The organism is Kribbella sp. NPDC054772 (genome assembly GCF_053611945.1).
Genome location: NZ_JBSHBJ010000010.1, coordinates 201428 through 221926 on the forward strand (window position 1 = coordinate 201428; position 20499 = coordinate 221926).

A 20499-nucleotide genomic window follows, 5' to 3' on the forward strand; every position below is an offset into this window, starting at 1 on the left:
CGTGGGGTTTGCCACCACCTGGCGTGTTTGGTTCACCCCCCCCCCCTCTCCCCCCCGCCCCCCCCCGCGCACCCCGCCGCCCCGCCCCCTCCGCGCACTCGGACGCCGCACGGGGCCACCTGTCGGCCCCGGCACCGTCGTGCTCCGGGAGGAAGCAGTCGCCTACTTCCCCTTCTTCCGATCGATCGCCCGCTGAATACGGTCCTGAGGCTGACCGAGGATCTTCGCAAGCAGCGGCACACGGTACTTGTACGCCGCGATCGCGCCCACCACGATCACCAGGAAAATGAACCAGCCCATCGGTGTTCCCTTCGTCCGGACCTGCCTCCATCATGCCCGGTCCGCCCTAACAACCCCTCAGTCAAACCCCTGACCGACCCCTGGTTTCACACCCCACCCCCACCGACCGGATACGATCTGCCGCACACGGGGCGGTAGCTCAGCTGGTTAGAGCAGGGGACTCATAATCCCTGGGTCACGGGTTCGAGTCCCGTCCGCCCTACTTTGCAAAACCGCAGCTCACGACCACATCCCACGGTGACCCCCAGCAGCAGGAAAGGATCGGGGGGGTATGAAGCCCGCGCCCTTCAGTGGGTTCACCACCCCGGAGTTCTGGGACGACGAGCACATCTCCGCACAGATGCTCGCCGCTCACCTCGACCCGGATACTGGCGCGGCGTCGCGGACACACGAGTTCGTCGCCCGATCCGCATCATGGATCGCCGCAGTGCTCGCGCTGGGACCTGGCTCGTCGGTCCTGGATCTCGGGTGCGGCCCGGGCCTCTACTCCTGCCACCTCGCGCGCGCGGGCATCACGGTCCGAGGGATGGACATCTCCAGGCGCTCCGTCGCCCACGCTCACTCCGTAGCACAAGACGAAGGCCTGCCTGCGACGTTCGACGTCGCCAGCTACCTCGATGGCGGGTTCTGGGCCGAACCGCCATATGAGGGAATCCACAAGCGGTTCACCTATCCAGACCAGCGGCTCGTACTCGACCGCTTCACCATCACGAAGGACGGCCACGCAAGGCAGTTCTGCAACTGGATGCACTGCCTCACGCCGGACCAGGTCACTGCAGAACTCACGGCCGCAGGCCTCGCGCTCCCTGACCTCTGGGGCGACGTCGCCGGCTCTCCGTACGACGCGACCTCGGAGACCTTCGCCGTTGTGGCGCGGCGGCCAGCGGCATAAACCTGTGCTGGCCGGCTTCGCCGCAGCACCCGGGGGTGCGACAGCAGATCGTGGCTGTCAATAACCCCGGATGGCCGAGCGTCACCTGACAGCGACGCCACGCATCGTGTCTGAGGCCTCCGGTCGGCCGAGCACCATGACCACTCCGAACGAAGGAGAGTGAAACCCATCAATCCGAAGAGCGGTGAGGGCGTCGGAAGTCCTCCGACGTACGACGACAGCGTCCCCGCTTCCGTGCTCGCCGCGTCCACGGCAGGGCTGTTCGACAACGGCACGACCACGGAGGCCATCACACCTGTTCAGGCCCACGGCGCACGCTATATCCCGAAGAGCAACGTGCTGCAGCTTCCGAACGGGCACTGGCGATACTTGCCGGCCGGCGGGACACAGCCGATCACGGTCGAGGCGAATGACCCTGGCGCGTTGCGGCAGATCGCGGAATCGACGGCGTGGCTCGAGCGCGGCAGCGTACCGGGCGAGCCCGGTCCGCAGCGGGACGCGGCCGCTCGGGCGCTGCTCTCCATGCGTGCGCTACTGCAACCGAACGGCGCCTCGGCAGCGGCCTGGCACTCGATCTGGAAATACTCGTGGCCACGTGACTCCAGCTTCGTGTCGGCGGCGTTCGCGCACACCGGACACTCGAGCGAGGCCTACCAGATCCTCTGCTACAACGCGGCGACGCAGCGACGCAGCGACGCAGCGAGCCGACGGAACCTGGGAGGCACGGACCAAACTGGACGGGTCAGGGCCACCGGACGGTCGCGAATGGCAACTCGACGGAAGCGGCTGGGTGCCCTGGGCAACCTGGCAGTGGTACCAGACCGCCCCAGCCGAGAACCGGCAGGCCCGGCTCGCGGACCTGTACCCGATGATCCAACGTGCCGCGAACTACATTGCGGGCTCGCTCGATCCTGAAGGCCTGCCGCCCGCGTCGCCCGACTATTGGGAACTCGGTACCGAGACCGCGAACATCGGCACCGCAGCGCCTCTGCTCAGCGGGCTGAACTCGGCCGTCGACCTCGCCCGCGTGCTCGGCCACACCGCCGACGCCACCTGGTGGACGACCGCCGCCGGCCGCCTGTCCGTCGCAATCAGCAAGCACTTCGCCCCACTCGGATACCAGCGCACCATCGACGGGAAGCACGGCTACGACAGCGCCTTGGCGTTCATGGCACCCCCGTTCAACGAGGCGCCAGCCGACTTGCCCGCCGCGCTCGATGCGACATATCAGGCACTCGTTCGCCCCAACGGCGGTGTAGTCCCCGGCAACGATCCAGACTTCGACTGGGGCGAGTCCACCTGGACCCCGAGCACATCGTTCTTCGCATTGGCCTGGGCGGGCCTTGCCGACACGCCCAAGGCACAGCCGGTGCTCGACTGGGTGCTCTCCAAACGCAACATCCTCGGCGAGCTGCCCGAGCTTGTCGACGGTGATGGATACCCCGCGTCGACCGTGCCGCTGGGCTGGACCGGCTCCCTGCTGGTCATGACGCTCACCCAACTCCAAGACCACAGCATCGCGACACCACCACACGCCGCCTGAAGCCCGTACTGGTCCCACGTCCCGGGTGGGCGTGGGACCAGTGTCGCCTCTACTCAGGCCTACGTCCGATCAGTGGTGCATGCAGATCGACGCCGGATTGCTGGTCTTGCAGAAGTTGGCCCGGAACACGATGTTCTTGCCAGAGCGGTCCCAGAAGATGTCCAGGTGGTTCTTCTTGAAGAAGTTGCGCACGACCGCGACGTTCTCCGGGGCATCCGAGCCGGCCAGCGAGCCGTTGAGGACCGCGAGACCCGCTGACGGGATGCCACCGGGCTTGGACGCGTTGTTGCCGACGATCCTGTTGCCCGTCACCAGCACATGGTCGGCACCGAGCACGACGACGCCGTTACCGGACACAGCCGGTCCACCCTCTTCGGGATCGGCCGGGCAGAACCGGTCGTTGTCGGTGATCAAGTTACCGATCAGGGACCACGCGCCGGCCGGACGGTTGACCCCGCCTGGAGTGGTGCCGTTGGGCCCGGTGTCGAGAACCAGGGCGCCGATGCAGTTGGCCCGCATCACGTTGTGGGTCACCAGGCCATGCCGTGAGTCGCGCATGAACATTCCGAACGAATAGCCCTTCAGCAGGTTGTGCGCCACGTACGCTCTCGCGTTGTCGGTGTCGCCGACATACAGGCCTGCCTCGCCGCCGTTGCCGAGCTCGGTGTTGTGGGTGAAGACGATGCCCGTGGACTCGAACGCTGCCGCGCCGTACTCACGGTGCCTCAGCCCGGTGTGATGCGACACCTCGATCCCGCGCTTGGCTCCGGACGCCACCACGCCGATGGACGGGTGGCCGTCCGTGGTGAGGTTGCTGACCTTGGACCTGCGGTCCGGACCCATGAACGCGAAGCCAGAGACCTCGTCCGGTTTCGCCCAGCAGGCAGTCTTCGTGAACTTCTTGGGTGGTTTGACGACCGTACGACCCTGGCCGGCACCGACGATCGTGAGTCCCTTGCCGACGACGCAGACCGCGTCGTAGTACACGCCTTTCTTCAACCTGATGGTGTCACCTGAACGGGCCTTGTCGACCACTTTCTGGATCGAGTGGCCCGGTTGCACCACCCAGGTCGTCGAGTGGCGCGTCCCGGTGGCTGATGCCGGCCCCGCGCTCGCGACGATCAGCCCGACGATGGTGACCAACGTGACGACCAGCCACCGACCTGGTCGTCCCGCCCGGCCACTACCGCGCGAGCTGCGTCCTGTTCCTGCTGAAGATTTCGACCACGGCTGAACGCGCATGGTCCCTCCCTGTGCCTCGATGGCATGGTGGCCGACCGGGCCCGCGCCCGGTGACCGCAGACGGTAGCCGCAGTGCGAACAGGTGGCGACCCCCGCCATCCCCCGGCGACCTGGGCCGGGCGGAAGGGCAGGCACGGCCTTACGCGTAGCAAGCCCGCAGTGTGCAGCCGAACAGTCCGCCCCCGAACACCGCACAACAGCTACCCACCCCACTTCGGACCCTACGCAGGGAGGGCGCAAAGTCAACCCCTGAAGGGTTCCGGCCTCCGCCGAGGTCTATGCACACTGGATGTGAGTGACTCTGTGCTGGTGCTGGCCCGGCAGCCAGTCACCCGTCCCGAAGCTGGGTCAGCGCGCAGAGACGAGTGAGCGCGTCGTCCATAGGGGCCGTTAGCAAGGAACCGGCCGAGCCGCACCCGCCGGCGGCGATTACATCCGCTCAAGAACGAGCGGGTTTCCCTGCTCACCCCTGCCCCGCATGACCGTCGCGGGTATCGCACCCATTGTGACCACCACGCCCCGCATGATCGTCAGACCAGGTCTGCCCGAACTGATCCCGCTTGTCACCAGGTACGTAGCGCCGGAGGCTGGATAGGTACACCCGGCGGCCAGGGAGCCGACCACGGTCGGCAGATCCCCGGCGTGCCCAGAAGATCAGGACCGGCCGTCGAGGCCGTTAGCACGCGAGCCGGTTCGGTGAGTCGGCGACGAAGCGGGTTGCGAACCCGACGTCCCGGCGTTCCGCAGCGGGGAATCCTGCTGCAGGAAGCGGCCCAGGTCCGACGCCTCAGGGGTGGCGCCGGTGTGCATGGTGAAGGCCGTCGATCTCTGCATTGTGGCCTCGCGCACCAACGGTTCCCGAGCTATATCGACCTTCCGAAATTCTCGATATGCCTCGGCCGCCTGTGCGAGGGCCCACTCGGTGTCACGCGGGTCCGGAGGACCTGTGACGTTCTCCCGGGTAACGAAGCCGGCTTGCAGCAGTAAAGGACGGCTGTGCTTGTCGAGCAGAGCCTGGTGTGTCAGGTGAGTCCTTCCGTCCGCCGGCACGGGAAGGCCTTCTAGATGCTTCGGCGTCAGCCTTTGGGTGGTCGTAAACCCCGTGAGCCGCCCGCCCTCGGTCTCTATGGTGAATCTTTTCCACTCGCCCTCTTCGGGCGCGGGGCCTCTGTTTTCTATCAGCACATGCTGATCGCGCTGCGAGAGTATCTCCGGCCCGAGCACCATCTGGTGCCCGAGGTGGACACCCCGCCCATAGCCGAACGCCCAGGCCTCAGCCGCGGAATTCTCCTGGGAATCCTTCTGCAGGAAGCGGCCCAGCTCCGACGCCCCGGGGCTGGCGCCGGTATCCATGGTGAAGGCCGTCGACCTCTGCAGTGGGGCCGGGTCTCCATACTTTCCCCCAGCTATGTCGACGTTCCGAAACTCTCGGTACGCTTCTGCCGCCTGTGCGAGAATCCGCTCGCTGTCACGTTGGCGCGGAGCACTTGTGACGTTCTCCCGGCTGATGAAGCCGGCTTGCAGCAACAAAGGACGGCCGTGCTCGTCGTGCAGAGCCTGGTGTGTCAGGCGAGTCTTTCCGTCTTCCGGCACGGGAAGGCCCTCGAGGTGCTTCGGTGTCAGCCTCTGGACGGTCGTGTACCCGGTGACCCGGCCGCCCTCGGTCTCCATGGTGAATCTGTTCCATTGACCCTCTTTGGGTGCGGGACCTCGGGACCTTTCCAGCATGATCTGTTCGCGGTCCGAGAGTATTTCTGGCCCGAGCACCATCTGGTGCCCGAGATGGACACCCCGCCCATAGCCAAACGGCCAGATCTCAACCCCGGCTCGGCTTTCCGCGTTCGTACGGTCCACTCCGGCTCCTATCGCAGGACCACATCACTCAGGCGCCGAAACGCTATCCGCCGACGAGGTCACCGCTCCGGCGCGATCGGAGCGGGTCGTTGTAGGGCGGTTGGGGTTGGTCAGGATTCCTCGATGTCGGCGAAGACGACTCGGACTCCCCCGGTGGCCGACTCGAGGGCGTGGGGGTACAGCGCTCCCATTTCCGGGGTGGTGACCGCCGCGTTGGCTGCGTCGTAGTCGGGGAAGTACAGGTCGATCAAGCGGTACGCCGGGGTGGGCGTGCCGTCTTCCTTGGGCCAGACCTTGGACGTCTCGAGCTTAAGGGTTCCCGGGATCTTTCGGGCGAAGTCGAGCAGGTCGGCGTACGAGGACTCGAACGCGGCCGGGTCGACGGGGTTGTCGAAGATGAAGGTGATCTTCGTGGTCATGGGTAACTCCTTGGATTGATCGGTGTGGTGATGGGTCAGTGATCTCGGCCGTCGGCCTCGAGGAGGCGGAGCCAGATCTCGCTGATGGTCGGGTACGCGGGAACGGCGTGCCAGAGCCGGTCCAGCGGGACCTCGCCGGCGATGGCGATCGTCGCGGCATGGAGGAGTTCGGCGACATCGGGGCCGACGGCGGTGAACCCGATCACGATGTTGCGGTCCGCGTCGATGACGAGACGCGCCTGGCCGTGGTAGCCGTCGGCATGCAGCGCGGCACCGGAGACCGCGGCGAGGTCGTAGTCGACCACCCGAACGTTCTTTCCGGCTGTCTCGGCCTCCTGTGCGGTGAGGCCGACGGTGGCGACCTCGGGATCGGTGAAGATCACCTGGGCGCGGGCCAGCTCGTCCGCGGTCGCGGCGTGGCGTCCCCACGGCCGCAGGTCAGCTGTCGTGCCGTTGGCTCGTGCGGCGATGGCATCGCCCAGCGCACGGGCCTGGTACTTGCCGTGGTGCGTCAAGGGCGCGCGGTGGTTCACGTCTCCGGCGGCGAAGAGCCAGCCAGTGCCGGGATCGGCGGCGGTGTCGTCCCCGATCGGCTTGCCGTTGCCATCCAGTACGGCGAGCGCGTCGTCGACGGTCAGCCAACTGCCGGGAACCAGACCGAGCCGATCCAGGCCAATGTCCTTCGTGTTGGCCGTCCGACCGGTGGCCACCAGAACTTCGTCCGCCGTCACTGTTTTGCCGTCGGACAGGTCGATCTCGACGATGCCGGAATCGTTGCGTTTGGCACCGATAGCGTCGACGTCCAGATGCAGCGCGACACCCGCCGTACGGAGCGCCGCTGCCACCTGCTCGCCGGCGAACGGCTCGGTGGCCGGTAGCAGGCGCGTCTGAGAGATCAGCGACACCTGAGATCCGAGGGCATTGAAGGCGGTTGCCAGCTCGGCGCCGACGACTCCGCCACCGATGATCGCCAACCGGTTCGGAATGCGCTGCGCGGCTGCGGCTTCCCGGTTCGTCCACGGCCTGACGTCGGCCAGCCCCTCGATCGGCGGCAGGTGTGCGCTGCTGCCGGTCGCGATGACCACGGCGTGGCGTGCCCGCAGTGTCGTCGTCGTACCGTCGCCGGTGTGGTCGGTGACAGTCACCGTACGGGCGCCTGTGATCCGCCCATGTCCGCGTGCCAAGGTGATGCCGGCGCTGGTCAGCCATGCGACCTGACCGGAGTCGTTCCAGTCCGCGGCGAACCGATCCCGGCGGGCGAGGACGGCAGCCGGGTCCAGCACACCGCTGACAGCCTTACTGGCAGCGGGAAGTGCACGGGCGGCGCGAAGAGCGGCGGCGTCCCGGAGGAGGGCCTTGGTCGGCATGCAGGCCCAGTAGGAGCACTCCCCGCCGACCAGTTCGCGTTCGACGACGGCCGCGGTCAGACCGCCCTGGACGACGCGGTCGGCGACGTTCTCGCCGACCGGGCCGGCGCCGATGATGATCACGTCGACGACGGAATCCACGTCCGCCTCGGAGCTCGAGTTCGGCCCAGTCATCATCACTTCGCCGCCTTCCGGATCACGCCGTGCAACCGGATCGCCGAGATCAGGAAGAAGATGCCACCGAGGATCGCGTACCCGCCGACGCCGCTGAGCGCGGGGTTCGAACCACCGGCCATCGCGAAGAACGCCGTACCGGCCAGGACGGAGATCCCGCCGCTGAGGACCATCGCCAGCTGGCCGCCGAGGCGCCAGCGGAGAATCGCCACGATCAGTTGCACGATGCCCGCGGTGATCGCCCAGACACCCCACACCCGCAGGACATTCGGGATGCCGGAGGCAACGGCCACGGCCAGGCCGATCGTGGTCAGCAGGCTCAGTGCGATGTTGACGTAGAGCGGCGCCTTCGGCCGGCTGGAACCGGACGAGCGGTAGTCGCTGATCGCTGCCGCGACGTCGAACAGCGGGTAGATGACGATCAAGGCGACGGCGCCTGGATTGATCGACTTCGCGATCGCCATCACCAGGATCGCCCAGACGATGGCGAACCCGAAGCGTACGAAGTACAGGTTTCGCAGGGCCGTCGTATTCGCGGTGGTCTCGGCGACAGCAGTTGCTTGCGTTGAAGCGGACATCAGATCCTTCTTCGATTTGGTAGATAGAACGATCGGTACACCTGAGCTTGCAGCAGGGTGCCGGCAGATGTCAAGACCGATCGTTCTATCTACCTGCTACGATCGAGGAGACACTTCACGAGGTCAGGAACGAGGAACACATGTCGGAGGCCCGCGCTCGACTGCTCAACACCGCCACTCGGCTCTTCTACGCCGACGGCCTGCACGCCGTGGGTGTCGACCGCGTCATCGCCGAGGCACAGGTGACCCGCGCGACGCTCTACCGGCACTTCCCCAGCAAGGACGACCTCCTCGTCGCCTACCTCACCCAGGCCGACGACGCGATCCGGACCCGGACCGACGCCACGCGATCCTCGGGCGCCGACCCCGACGACATCATCCGAACCGTCGCCCAGGCCATCGCCGACGACATCCGAGGCCCGGGCTTCCGGGGATGCGCGTTCCTCAACGCCGCGGCCGAGTACCCCGACCCCGAGCATCCGGTCCACCAAGCGGTCCTCAAGCATCGGGAGTGGTTCCTGACAACCATGATCGAGCTCTTCTCCACCACCGCGAAGACCGACGCCGAACCCGCGGCGCGGCACTTCGTCATGCTGAGAGACGGCGCCATGACCGCCGGCTGCCTGACCGACCCAGAACGAATCTGCACAACCTTCCTCCGCGGAGTCGAAGGACTGCTGACCTACCGCAGCGGCCTGGAATCCGACCCCAGCTAGGTGGCTCGGTTTCCTAGAGACACGACTGGGTGATCGCCTGCGCCGCCCCGCGGTCGGCCGCGGTGATCGGTAGTTGGTATTTGCGGGCGACCTGGAGGTATCGCAGAACGTATGTGCATCGGTAGCCGCGGTTGATCGGTAACCACTCGCCGGGTCCATCGTCATTCTTGGAGGCGTTGGCCGGGCCGTCGACAGCCAACAGATTCGACGCCTGGTCGTTGGCGAAGTCGACGCGCCGCTGGAGGGGCCAGCGCGCCGCGCCCATGTCCCACGCTCGGGCCAGCGGGTACACGTGGTCGATCTGCACCTTGGTCGCGGCCGCCTTGCGGAACTCGATCCTGCGACCTGTGTAAGGGTCGACGACCAACACGCCCGCAATCACGACGCACTTGGACCGACCGCGATACTGCACCGCGGTCAGCTGAGCCGCCAGTACGTCGTTGCGGGTATCGCACCCATTGTGACCGCCCTGCCCCGCATGATTGTCGGACCAGGTCTGCCCGAACTGATCCCGCTTGTAACCAGGTACGTCGGGCCGCTCAGCGATGACCCGGATCTGGCGGAGTTCGGCCGAGATCACCTTGGCCGTTCCGGCCGCTGGCTGAGTGGTCGCGGGAACGCTCGGGCGTGTGGTCGCAGGCAGTGGGCTCGACCCGACCGGATCGGCGCCGGCCCCTGGATCGGTGCACCCGGCGGCCAGGGAGCCGACCACGGTCAGGGCTATGAGGAGAGCGCGCATCACGCGACCCTAAGGCCACCACCTAGGTCTCGCCCGCTCCGCCTGAGGCGTGTTCGCCGATGCTGGGTCTGATCGAGCACTATCGCTCCTGGGCCACTCCCCCTCGGAGGATGACGACGGGCACCGGGGACGTCGCAAGACTGGCCTCCGCAGGACGCGGCTGCCCGCGCCGGGCTGTCGCCATCGTCGTCAGGCGTTGTCCCAGGAGGTGGGTCGGTGTGAGCAAGCCGTTCCGAGGCAAGATCGACATTGACATCAAGGATTCGGTCCCGGACTGGGGACCGTACACTCAGCCGATCGCGCCGGACGGCGCCCCGAACGTGTTGTACGTCGTACTGGACGATGTGGGCTTCTCGGCGATGGAGCCGTTCGGAGGCGTGATCGAGACACCGAACGTCGGCCGGATTGCTGAGCGCGGACTGACGTACACGAACTTCCACACGACGGCGCTCTGCTCGCCGACCCGGGCCTGCCTGGTGACAGGACGCAACCACACCACCAACGGCATGGGCTGCATCACCGAGGCGACGTCGGGGTTCCCGAACGCGAACGGTCACATCCCGTTCGAGTGTGCGAACGTCGCCGAGGTGCTGGGCGAGCACGGCTGGAACACGTTCATGGTCGGCAAGTGGCACCTGTGCGCCGAGGACGAGATGAACCTCGCCTCGTCGAAACGGCAGTGGCCGCTCGGCCGGGGGTTCGAGCGGTACTACGGCTTCCTCGGCGGCGAGACGAACCAGTGGTACCCCGACCTGGTCTACGACAACCACCCGGTGCCGCAGCCGGCACTGCCGCAGGACGGGTACCACTTGACCGTCGACCTGACCGACAAGGCGATCGAGTTCATTCAGGACTCGAAGGCGATCGCTCCGGACAAGCCGTTCTTCCTCTACTACTGCCCCGGCGCGGCCCACGCGCCGCATCACGCGCCCAAGGAGTGGGCCGACAAGTACAGGGGCCGCTTCGACATCGGATACGAGGCGTACCGCGAGGGCGTGCTCGAACGCCAGAAGGCCTTGGGCATCGCACCACAGGGCGCCGAGCTGTCGCCGATCAACCCGTACGTCGAGACGACGAGCCACGACGGCAAGCCGTGGTCCGAGCTCGACCGGGTCCGGCCGTGGGACTCGCTGTCCGAGGACGAGCGGCGGCTGTTCGCCCGCATGGCGGAGGTGTACGCCGGTTTCCTCAGCCATGCAGACCACGAGCTCGGCAGGCTGCTCGACTACCTGGAGCACACCGGCCAGCTCGACAACACCATCGTCGTCCTCGTCTCCGACAACGGCGCCTCGGGCGAGGGCGGCCCGAACGGCTCGGTCAACGAGAACAAGTTCTTCAACGGTCTTGCCGACACGATCGAGGAGAACCTGAACGCCCTGGACCAGCTCGGCGGGCCGAACACCTACAACCACTATCCGACCGGTTGGGCCTGGGCGTTCAACACCCCGTTCAAGATGTGGAAGCGCTACGCGAACTACGAGGGCGGTACGGCCGACCCGCTGATCGTGTCCTGGCCGCGTGGGTTCGCCGCGAGCGGCCAGATGCGCCGTCAGTACACGCACGCGGTCGACATCGTACCCACGCTGTACGAATGCCTCGGAGTCGAGCTTCCCGACGTCGTCAACGGGTACCCGCAGAAACCGCTGGAAGGCATCAGCTTCAAGTACACCTTCGATGACGCGTCCGCGGCGACCCGGAAGGAAACGCAGTTCTACTCCATGCTCGGAACCCGCGCGATCTGGCACCAAGGCTGGAAGGCCGCCACCGCGGTGCCGGCCGCGCCCGAGTCCTGGGGCGACTTCCATCTGCAACGGTGGGAACTGTTCGACACCGAGGCGGATCCGAGCGAATGCGAGGACCTCGCCGGCAAACACCCGGGCAAACTGCAGCAGCTCGTCGCCCTGTGGTGGGCCGAAGCCGGACGCCTCCAGGCCCTTCCGCTGGAGTCACGCGACGCCGTGGAGATCCTCACCACCGAGCGCCCCCAGCTGTCCAAGCCGCGGACCCGTTACGTCTACTACCCCGGTGGCGCGGAGGTCCCCGAGTCGGTCGCACCGAACATCCGCAACCGCTCGTACACCATCGCGGCCGAACTCGAAATCGCGACGCCGGAAGCCGGCGGAGTGATCTTCTCGCAGGGTTCGAAGTTCGGCGGCCACGCGCTCTACCTCAAGGAAGGAAGCCTCCGGTACGTCTACAACTTTGTCGGCGAACTGGTGCAGACGATCGAATCCGACGAGCCGGTCCCGACCGGTCACGTCGTCGTGTCGGCCTCCTTCGACATGGACAGCACCACCATGCCCGCCGAAGGCGTTCTCAGTCTCCACATCCTCGACCGCAAGGTCGGCGAGGACCGGATCCGGACCCAACCCGGGAAGTTCGGTCTCGGCGGCGGAGGACTCGTCGTGGGCCGAGCGGGAGCCGAACCCGTCAGCACGGACTTCCCCGGAGACCGCCCATGGACCTTGGCCGGCGCAACCGTCAAACGCGTCGTCATCGACGTCAGCGGCGCCCCCTTCGCAGACCTCGCCCTCGAGGCACGAGCTGCATTCGCACGCCAGTAGGAGGGGGCGATGACCTCCGTAGCAGAGGGTGCGACGGATCGTTCGTCGCTGCCGGTTCCGGCGCGTGACTGGAGGTCGCGTCGTGCTGACGGTCGCGCGGCCAGAAGGCGCGCTCCCCGTCGCGACTTCGGTCGGTGGGACGCGGACAACCGCGGGCAGGATGCGATGGACATTCTGCTGGCGCAGAACACGATCCGCGCAGAAGCGCTCTTGCCGATGCGCAACGGCCGGATGGCGGCCACCCCGTGGACCTTCTACCGCGGAGCCGCCGCGGTCATGGCGGCGGATCTGGGTTCTCGTCCACACGGTGGGCTGATCGTGCAGCTCTGTGGTGACGCGCACCTGCTCAACTTCGGGCTGTGGGCTACGCCGGAGCGGAATCTGTCGTTCGACTTGCGGGATTTCGATGAGACATTGCCTGGCCCCTTCGAATGGGACGTCGCTCGGCTGGTGGCGAGCATCGTGGTACTGGCCCGCACCTACGACGTACCTGCCGACCGTGCGGAGAGCGCGGTTGTGGCCTGCCTGCGCACCTACCGGGAGCGGATGGCCGGTTACGCCGGGGCCCGCTGGCTCGACATCTGGTACGACCTGATCGCCGTCGACCAGTTCCTCGACGTGTTCGCCGACCCCGACAAGATCCGCGCCGCCGCGCACATCGAGCGCAAGGCACGGAAGCGGACCCACCGCGGGGCGTTCAAGAAGCTCACCGAGCAGCGCGGAGGGCACCTGCGGATCACCGAGGACCCGCCGGTCCGGCAACATCGCGACGACGGCCTGGCGGAGGAGCTGTTCGGCTCGTACCGCGACTCCCTGCCCGATGAGCGCCGCCACCTGTTGGACCGGTTCGCGCTTGTGGACACGGTCCGTCAGATGGTCGGAGTGGGCAGCGTCGGGATGCGGGTGCACCTGATCTTGCTGGAAGGCCGCGACCGGAAAGATCCGCTGTTCCTGCAGATCAAGCAGGCAGGCCCCTCCGTGTACGAGTCCTTCTGCGGGCCGAGCCGCTACGAGAACCACGGGCGCCGGGTCATTGAAGGCAAGCGGCTGGTGCAAAGCGCCACAGACATCTTTGTCGGTTGGACCGAAGGGCGCGGCCACGACTACTACGTGCGCCAGTTCCGGGACATGAAGGTCATTGCCAACGGCGAGCTGATCGCCCCGCAGCTCGAAGCGTTCGCCACCGCCTGCGGCCAGGTGCTGGCCCGCTCCCACGCGCGCACCGGCGATCCGGTCGCGATCGCGGCGTACATCGGCAAGGGCCGAGCGTTCGACGAGGGAATGGTCGCGTTCGCGCACGCCTACGCCGACCAGACCGAACGCGACCACCGCCAATTGGTCGACGCCATCGCCTCCGGGCTCCTGCCCGGCGCACCCGGCTGGTAACCGTGGCCGGCGGCCGGATCCTTGTCATGGGCCTCCCATGAGTACGGCCTCAGCCAAGTCGCGGTCGATGACGATCCCGTTGATCAATCCGGACTTCAACGTTGCTCGAACGGCGTCACTCTTGCGTACGTCAAAGGCGATGCCGATCCGCGTGGGTACCGAACGCAGCTCGGCTTCGGAGATACCGATCATCCTTTCGTCGAGCGGCGTCTGCACCTTGCGACCTTCATCGTCCAGGAGGAATCCGACGACCTCCGCACACACCCGCAGGTCTCGAGCAGTTTCCCGGTCGTACGCCGACGCTGCCTCATAGACCGTCGACAGTCCGTCGCCCCAGGCACCGATGCCGATCACGCAGACTGTCAACTCATGGAACAGCCGATGACATCGCACGAAGTCGGCTTGTTTCCGGTAGATCTCCGGACCTGAGTCATCTGGGCACACCATCGGCGCGTAGTAGAGGTAGGCCGGCCCGCCACCAGCCCGCGTGAACCGGCGCACTGCTTCCATCACATCCCACGCGTCGATCCGCGACACCGCACCGGTGATCTGCACGACAGCGCACCTGCTGAACCCGCCCGGAAGGTCTGGTAATCCCATCAGCGTGCGGGTCGACGAAATGCCCAGGACGTCCCGATCGGTCACGATCTCTTGTAAAAGGGAGGTTGCGGCTTGCCCGACACTGCTTCGTAAGAGCTGCGGAGAGTCGTCCGGCGCCTGAGTCACGGCGCAGTACCGCAAGCCGAAGCGATCCTGCAACTGGCCGGACAGATCCATCTCCAGGTCATCGGGCAGGCCGATCTCGATCCGTACCAAGCCAGTCTCCCGAGCCCGTTCCAGCAGCCGGCCGACCTGGAACCGGGACAGGCCGAGTTCCTCCGCGATCTGCACGCGAGAACGCTGCTCGAGGTAGTAGCGTCTCGCCACCCCAGCCATCAGCAGCATCTGGCTCTGCTTGCCGCGCACCCGCCGGCCGTCGATCTTGGGGATCTCAGAGCCATCGTTCATATCGCTCATGTGAGCATTCTAGCCCTCATTTCTGAGCGGGTCATTGCCAGGCTGACGAGGCTGATGCATTAATTCAGTGCCGTCTGCTTCAACCCTACTGATCAGATGAGCGATAACCGAAAGGCCCTTCATGGAACGACAGCCCTCACCCGCCGGCGCGCGCTGGCGGCGGCGATCTCGACCGGCGGCGGCCCCGTGACCGACCTTCTGGCCGGCTCGACCGGCACTACCGCAGCGACGGGAACCGCGAAGGCTGCTTCCCACTGGAAACGTGCCTTACGGCGCAACGGCAAGGATTACCTTCTCTTCGCGGCATTGGTCGGCCCGAACCTCGCGCTGATCCTCGTCTTCTCCTACTGGCCAGTGATCTACAATTTCTACCTGAGCTTCACCTCGTGGGACATGATCTCGTCGACTCCCACGTGGGTCGGCACCGCGGAGTACCGCGAGCTGTTCACCAGCTCCGACTTCGGCCATGTGCTGCTCAACACGGTGAAGTTCGTGGCACTGGTCGTCATCGGTGCCGTCGTCGGAGGCCTGGCGACGGCCTTGGTCCTCAACCAGCGACTCATCGGCCGTGGTCTGGTTCGAACGGTCAGCTTCGCACCGCACATCGTCTCCGGGGCCGCGATCGCCACGCTCTGGCTGTTCATCCTCGATCCGAGTTTCGGCCTGCTGCGTGCAGTTCTGGAGCCGCTGGGGATCACTTCACCCCAGTGGACGACGAGCTCTCACTACTCACTGTTCGCCCTGGTGATGGTGTACCTGTGGAAGGGAATCGGGTTCTGCGCGATCATCTACGTCGCCGGCCTGCAGAACCTCCCCAGTGAACTGTTCGAGGCCGCGAAGCTGGACGGCGCGGGTGGCTGGTCGCGCTTCCGGTACATCACGCTTCCGCTGCTGTCCCCCGTCAGCTACTTCCTGATCGTGACCTCGATCATCGGCACCTTCCAGGCCTATGACGTCACCGCCATCATGACCGGAGGCGGTCCGGGGATCTCTTCGACGACATTGAGCTGGTTCATCTATCAGAAGGCATTCCAGGCCTCCGACGCCGGACTGGCAGCTGCCGCGGCGATGGTCATGCTGATCATGCTGCTCGCGATCACCTTCCTGATGACCCGCTTCGCCGAACGGAAGGTGACCTATCAGTGAGCGCCAACGTCTCACCACGGCGACAAACTGCCGGCAGGACAGCGCCCCGACAGATCGTCCTCTACGCACTCCTGGTGCTGATCGCTGCTGTCTTCGTCATGCCGCTGTACTGGCTGTTCAGCTCAGCGGTCAAACCCAGCGGCGAGATCTACCGCTTCCCACTCCAATGGATCCCGCGGGACCTGCACTGGTCGAACTTCGCCAACGCCTGGCACGACGCGCCGTTCGGGTCCTTCTTCGTCAACTCGATCATCGTCACCGTCATCGGAACCACCATCAAGATGGTGCTGGCAACCGGGTCCGCCTACGCATTCACGTTCCTGCCGTTTCCCTTCAAGCGGGGCATCTTCTTCCTGCTGCTCGGCACTCTGATGACCCCGGGCACGATCACGCTCCTGCCCAACTACCTCACCGCCTCCCACCTCGGCTGGGTCGACAGCTACGCAGGGCTGATCGTCCCCGGGGCTGGATCAGCATTCGGAATGTTCCTGCTACGCCAGCAGATGATGACCCTCCCGTACGAGGTGTTCGAGGCCGCCAGGGTCGACGGGGCCGGCCACCTACGGATCCTTGCCCAGCTGGTCGTGCCCATGTCTCGACCGATGATGATCACGGTCACGCTGATCTCCGTGATCGAAGTGTGGAACGACTTCATCTGGCCTTTGATCATCACGACCTCAACCCAGATGCGCACCTTGCCGATCGGCCTGCTCTACCTGAAATCCCAGGAGGGCTACAACGACTGGGGCGCCATCATGGCCGGCACCGTCATGGTCGCCGCACCCATGATCGTCATCTTCCTCCTGACGCAGCGCTACATCGTCGCCGGATTCTCCGGCGGAGCGATCAAGGGCTGACCAACTCACTGCCGTCGCCGCTGAAAGGACACCAACACATGTCAGGAAACAGCTTCCCGCACAGCGGGTTGCGCAGACGCTCACTGCTCAAACTGGCCGGCGCCAGCGCTCTCGCAGTACCGGCTCTTGCAGCCTGCTCAGGTGGTGGCGGCGGAGGAGCAGGAGGGCAGGGGTTCGCTGCAGTAGACGTCAAGGTGCCGGAGAAGTACAGGAAACGCGGTCAGAAGGTCGTTCTCTGGAGCTCGTGGAACGGAAAGCCCGGCAACATCCTGAACGACCTGATCACCAAGTTCAACGACTCACAGGACGACATCTACGCCGAAGCACAGTTTCAAGGGAACTACTTCGACGCCACCTCCAAGGTCACCGCGGCCTTGCGAGCCAAATCGGTCCCCGACATCATGGCGTTCGGTCAGACTGCCTGGCAGATCTTCTTCCTCAACGAAACGCTCGAAGAGCTCGACAGCTACGCCGACGACGCCTTCAAAGCGTCCTTCTACCCCAACCTGTTCGACGCCGGCGTGATCAAGAACAAGCTGTACTGGGTCTCGTTCGCCCGCAGCACGCCGATCATGTACTACAACAAGGACCTGTTCGCCAAGGCCGGACTGCCCGACCGCGGACCGAAGACCTGGACCGAGCTGCGGGAGTGGGGACCTGCGCTGATCAATCAGAAGGCCGCCGGCAAGCCCGTGAAGGTGACCGAACTGTCCGGTGGTGACAGCTGGGAATTCGAAGCCAGCGTGTGGCAGTTCGGCGGACGCATCTCCAAGGGCCTCGACGTCACCGTCGACAAGGACGGGGCCGTCGAGTGTGCCGACTGGATGCGACGACTCATCTTCCAGGACAAGATGGCCATCCTTGCCCGTGACTACGGGACCAACTTCAACAACGGCCTGGTCGGCACCTACATGAACTCGACCGGGGCACTGTCCGGCACCTACGAGGCAGCCAAGTTCGACGTTGGCGTCAGCCCCCTGCCCACGCAGGTCACCCATGGAGTACCCACGGGTGGCGGTGGGCTTTCGATCTTCAAAGACATACCCAAGGAGCGCAAGCAAGCAGCCTGGGAAGTGATCAAGTTCCTCTCGTCACCAGAATCGGCCGCAACCTGGTCACTGGGAACCGGGTACCTACCGGTCGTGAAGGAAGCAGTGAACCAACCCGAGTACAAGACCGCGCTGGAGAAGGATCCCAACCGGGGCGTGGCCATCGCCCAGTTGGCGCAGACCGGTCAACTCGACGAGGTCGACGCCTACGTGCAGAACGCATCCCCCATCATTTACGGAGGATTGCAGAAGATCTACGGCGACAACCAACCAGCCCAACAGGTACTCGACAGCGTGGCCGAGCAGCTGAGGGCCGGCGAGCAGAAGATCAAAGCGAAGTACGACAAGCTCGTCGGAAGCGAGGGCTGACACCGGTGGCACCGTTTCGTATCACCGGCCACCGGGGCGCCATGGGCTACATGCCCGAGAACACCATCCCCTCCTACGTTCGCGCCGTCCAAGACGGCGTCGACGAAGTCGAACTCGACCTGCGCCTCACGAAGGACGGTCACATCGTCCTCATCCACGACCCGACAGTCGACCGCACAACCAACGGCCACGGCGCGGTCGAAGACTTCACCCTCGCCGAGCTGCGCCGCCTGGACGCCGGCAATGGTGAGCACATCCCCACGTTCGAAGAAGCAGTCGAAGCCGTCGACATCACCATCCTGGCCGAGATCAAAGCCGACGCGGCAGTCGAACCACTCCGCCGGCTGTTGGCCGACCGCCCGGAGCTGCGACAGCGGGTCCAGCCGATCAGTTTCCGCGCCGAACGGCTCGTACCACTCGTCTACGCCTTCAGCGACCTTCGCTGTGCGCTGTTGTCCGAAACCGGGTCCGAACAACTGCTGGAGCAGGCGCTCTCGATCGGCATGCGCTGGGTCGGGGTCGGATGGCAGGGCAGCAGTCCAGAACTCATCAAGCAGGCCCAGAACAAAGGGCTGGAGTACTGCCTGTGGCCGGCCCCGACCCGAACCGAAGTCGACCGAGCCATCGCCTGGGGCGCCAACGGTGTCACCACCGACTACCCGGAGCGAGTCATCCGGCCCGGCAGCGGACCCCTTCCTGTCCCCTGAACAACTCGGAGCACTGCCCTGGCAATGGCTTCGGAACCGAAACTCACGGCGTACTCGCGAGGAGAACCAACCTTGAACCACGCAGCCCTCGAAGCGGTTCTGTTCGACATGGACGGAACCTTGTTCGACAGCGAACGCATCTGGGACGTCAGCCTTCAGGACCTGGCGAGCAAGTTGGGTGGCACGCTGTCCCCAGAAGCACGGCTCCGGATCGTCGGCAGCAACCTGCTCAACACCGTCCGCATCGTCCAAGACGACATTGGTGTGCACGACGATGACCAACGCCTGGCGAAATGGCTGCTCGACCGAACACAGGAACTCTTCTCAGTCGGTGTTCCCTGGCGTCCGACGGCCCCGGAACTTGTTGCCGGCGTACGTTCCAACGGGATCCCCGCCGCATTGGTGACCGGGAGCTACCGGGTGCTGGTCGATGTCGTACTCGACCAGCTTCCAGCGGATACATTCGACGTAGTGCTGTGCGGTGACGAGGTCACACACCCCAAGCCCCATCCGGAGCCGTACCTGATCGCGGCTTCCAGACTCGGGGTGAACGTGCACAACACGGTCGCGATCGAAGATTCACAGAACGGGATCGAGTCAGCTGTCGCCGCTGGATGCGTGGTTGTTGCCGTCCCGGAGGACCCGCAGACCCTTCCCGAAGGACACGGCGCCACCGTCGCCCCCTTGTCCTCGCTCACCGTCGATTGGCTGAGCACGCTGATGGACCCCCAACCCCGCGGCCGGTCATAACCTTCGCGTCGACCCCGACGACTCAGCTGAACCCGGGCGCCGTACGGCGGTATTGGGTTCAGGGTTGGGTCGGTAGGTTGAGCTGGTACGCGTGGAGTTGGTTGGTTACGCGGAAACCCTGTCGTAGATAGAGGTGGTGGGCGCCGGTTGGGCTTTCGGCGTCGACGGTCAGGGTGATTGCGGTGGGGTGGGTAGCGCGGCAGCGGGTGAGGGTTGTGGCGAGCAGGGCTGATGAGATGCCGCGGGCGCGCCACCGAGGGACGGTGCCGATGGGGCCTAGTTCGATGCCACCGTGGTGGTCGGTGAAGGCGAGGACGAAGCCGGCTACGGCGCCGTCTGGGGACAGGGCTAGGGACGAGAGGTCTGTGGCGAAGGTCTTGTCGGTGGTCAGGCGGTGCAGGGCCTCGGCGGCGTGGGGCTCGACGAGTCGCTGGTCGCGGTACGACGCCTCGTAGGCAGCGTGGAAGTCAGTCGGGGGTACGTCGTTCCAGTGCGCCGGGCGCAGAGGTGCCGGCAGCTCGACTGACGGCCAGGTGGTGTTGTTGTGGGTCATGGTCCACAGCGGGTACGCCTCGACGAATCCTTGGGCAAGGAGTTCGCCGCCTCGCTCGGAGTCCACGGTGACCTGCAAGACCGGCGCAGTCGCCAGATGGATCAGCCGGGCGATGGCCTCGGCGTCCGTTGCGGCGCGGGACCACCAGGCGCCGTACGCGCGGTGCTGGCCGCTGGGTGGTGGGAGTACGGCGACGACGGCACCGGCGGTCTCGGCGATTTCGACGTGCCAGGTCTGCAGGAAGGCAGACGCCACAGCTGATGTGCTGGATGCCAGA

At 65.8% G+C, this 20499-nt stretch carries 19 protein-coding genes and 1 tRNA gene; 11 read left to right on the forward strand and 9 right to left on the reverse strand.

Annotated elements, in window-relative coordinates:
* Positions 1–162: 162 nt before the first annotated feature.
* Entirely contained in the window at positions 163–300 is a 138-nt protein-coding gene (locus ACWGID_RS18930) for a hypothetical protein (RefSeq protein ID WP_198681893.1), read from the reverse strand.
* Between the two features lie 128 nt (positions 301–428).
* Between ACWGID_RS18930 and ACWGID_RS18935 the strand changes: the two genes are divergently transcribed.
* The 3 genes from ACWGID_RS18935 (at position 429) to ACWGID_RS18945 (ending at position 2735) form a co-directional block, all read left to right on the forward strand.
* Positions 429–502, forward strand: a tRNA-Ile gene (locus ACWGID_RS18935).
* 69 nt (positions 503–571) lie between these two features.
* On the forward strand, positions 572–1192 hold the full coding sequence (locus ACWGID_RS18940; protein WP_452198158.1) for an SAM-dependent methyltransferase: 621 nt from the start codon (positions 572–574) through the stop codon (positions 1190–1192).
* A gap of 868 nt (positions 1193–2060) precedes the next feature.
* On the forward strand, positions 2061–2735 hold the full coding sequence (locus tag ACWGID_RS18945) for a hypothetical protein (protein ID WP_452198160.1): 675 nt from the start codon (positions 2061–2063) through the stop codon (positions 2733–2735).
* A gap of 69 nt (positions 2736–2804) precedes the next feature.
* On the opposite strand, the gene ACWGID_RS18950 is transcribed toward ACWGID_RS18945, so the two are convergent.
* From ACWGID_RS18950 to ACWGID_RS18970, 5 genes are all read right to left on the reverse strand, one after another.
* A complete protein-coding gene (locus ACWGID_RS18950) occupies positions 2805–3878 on the reverse strand; it encodes a hypothetical protein (RefSeq protein ID WP_452198162.1) in 1074 nt (357 codons plus the stop codon).
* 753 nt (positions 3879–4631) lie between these two features.
* A complete protein-coding gene (locus tag ACWGID_RS18955) occupies positions 4632–5831 on the reverse strand; it encodes a hypothetical protein (RefSeq protein WP_452198164.1) in 1200 nt (399 codons plus the stop codon).
* 110 nt (positions 5832–5941) lie between these two features.
* Positions 5942–6250 carry an EthD family reductase gene (locus ACWGID_RS18960; RefSeq protein WP_452198166.1) on the reverse strand — a complete coding sequence of 103 codons (309 nt, stop codon included), beginning with the start codon at positions 6248–6250 and terminating at the stop codon, positions 5942–5944.
* A 35-nt stretch (positions 6251–6285) separates the two neighbouring features.
* Positions 6286–7794 carry a dihydrolipoyl dehydrogenase family protein gene (locus tag ACWGID_RS18965; protein WP_452198168.1) on the reverse strand — a complete coding sequence of 503 codons (1509 nt, stop codon included), beginning with the start codon at positions 7792–7794 and terminating at the stop codon, positions 6286–6288.
* The gene (locus ACWGID_RS18970) at positions 7794–8369 is read right to left on the reverse strand and encodes a hypothetical protein (RefSeq protein ID WP_452198170.1); all 576 of its coding nucleotides are present in this window, start codon (positions 8367–8369) and stop codon (positions 7794–7796) included. Before ACWGID_RS18970 ends, ACWGID_RS18965 begins: the two co-directional genes overlap by 1 nt.
* Positions 8370–8509: 140 nt before the next feature.
* Between ACWGID_RS18970 and ACWGID_RS18975 the strand changes: the two genes are divergently transcribed.
* Positions 8510–9085, forward strand: coding sequence for a TetR/AcrR family transcriptional regulator (locus ACWGID_RS18975; RefSeq protein ID WP_452198172.1), 576 nt, complete (start codon positions 8510–8512; stop codon positions 9083–9085).
* 13 nt (positions 9086–9098) lie between these two features.
* On the opposite strand, the gene ACWGID_RS18980 is transcribed toward ACWGID_RS18975, so the two are convergent.
* On the reverse strand, positions 9099–9824 hold the full coding sequence (locus ACWGID_RS18980) for an HNH endonuclease family protein (protein WP_452198174.1): 726 nt from the start codon (positions 9822–9824) through the stop codon (positions 9099–9101).
* 218 nt (positions 9825–10042) lie between these two features.
* On the opposite strand from ACWGID_RS18980, the gene ACWGID_RS18985 reads away from it, so the two are divergent.
* Together ACWGID_RS18985 and ACWGID_RS18990 are read left to right on the forward strand one after the other, a co-directional pair.
* Positions 10043–12388, forward strand: coding sequence for an arylsulfatase (locus ACWGID_RS18985; RefSeq protein ID WP_452198176.1), 2346 nt, complete (start codon positions 10043–10045; stop codon positions 12386–12388).
* 165 nt (positions 12389–12553) lie between these two features.
* Positions 12554–13774: a DUF2252 domain-containing protein gene (locus ACWGID_RS18990; RefSeq protein ID WP_452198178.1), complete on the forward strand. Its 1221-nt coding sequence runs from the start codon at positions 12554–12556 to the stop codon at positions 13772–13774.
* 24 nt (positions 13775–13798) lie between these two features.
* On the opposite strand, the gene ACWGID_RS18995 is transcribed toward ACWGID_RS18990, so the two are convergent.
* Entirely contained in the window at positions 13799–14791 is a 993-nt protein-coding gene (locus ACWGID_RS18995; RefSeq protein WP_452198180.1) for a sugar-binding transcriptional regulator, read from the reverse strand.
* A 96-nt stretch (positions 14792–14887) separates the two neighbouring features.
* Here ACWGID_RS18995 and ACWGID_RS19000 point away from each other — a divergent pair, with 96 nt between their 5' ends.
* The 5 genes from ACWGID_RS19000 (at position 14888) to ACWGID_RS19020 (ending at position 19669) form a co-directional block, all read left to right on the forward strand.
* Entirely contained in the window at positions 14888–15937 is a 1050-nt protein-coding gene (locus ACWGID_RS19000; RefSeq protein ID WP_452198182.1) for a carbohydrate ABC transporter permease, read from the forward strand.
* Positions 15938–16011: 74 nt separating this feature from the next.
* The gene (locus ACWGID_RS19005; protein WP_452198184.1) at positions 16012–16794 is read left to right on the forward strand and encodes a carbohydrate ABC transporter permease; all 783 of its coding nucleotides are present in this window, start codon (positions 16012–16014) and stop codon (positions 16792–16794) included.
* Positions 16795–16832: 38 nt separating this feature from the next.
* Complete coding sequence (locus ACWGID_RS19010) at positions 16833–18212, forward strand: ABC transporter substrate-binding protein (RefSeq protein WP_452198185.1); 1380 nt, start codon at positions 16833–16835, stop codon at positions 18210–18212.
* 5 nt (positions 18213–18217) lie between these two features.
* Positions 18218–18919 (forward strand): glycerophosphodiester phosphodiesterase, encoded by a 702-nt coding sequence (locus ACWGID_RS19015; RefSeq protein WP_452198187.1) that lies wholly within the window; start codon positions 18218–18220, stop codon positions 18917–18919.
* A 72-nt stretch (positions 18920–18991) separates the two neighbouring features.
* Positions 18992–19669, forward strand: a complete 678-nt coding sequence (locus tag ACWGID_RS19020; protein ID WP_452198189.1) for an HAD family hydrolase — start codon at positions 18992–18994, stop codon at positions 19667–19669.
* 58 nt (positions 19670–19727) lie between these two features.
* On the opposite strand, the gene ACWGID_RS19025 is transcribed toward ACWGID_RS19020, so the two are convergent.
* Positions 19728–20477 carry a GNAT family N-acetyltransferase gene (locus ACWGID_RS19025; RefSeq protein WP_452198191.1) on the reverse strand — a complete coding sequence of 250 codons (750 nt, stop codon included), beginning with the start codon at positions 20475–20477 and terminating at the stop codon, positions 19728–19730.
* Positions 20478–20499 lie beyond the last annotated feature (22 nt).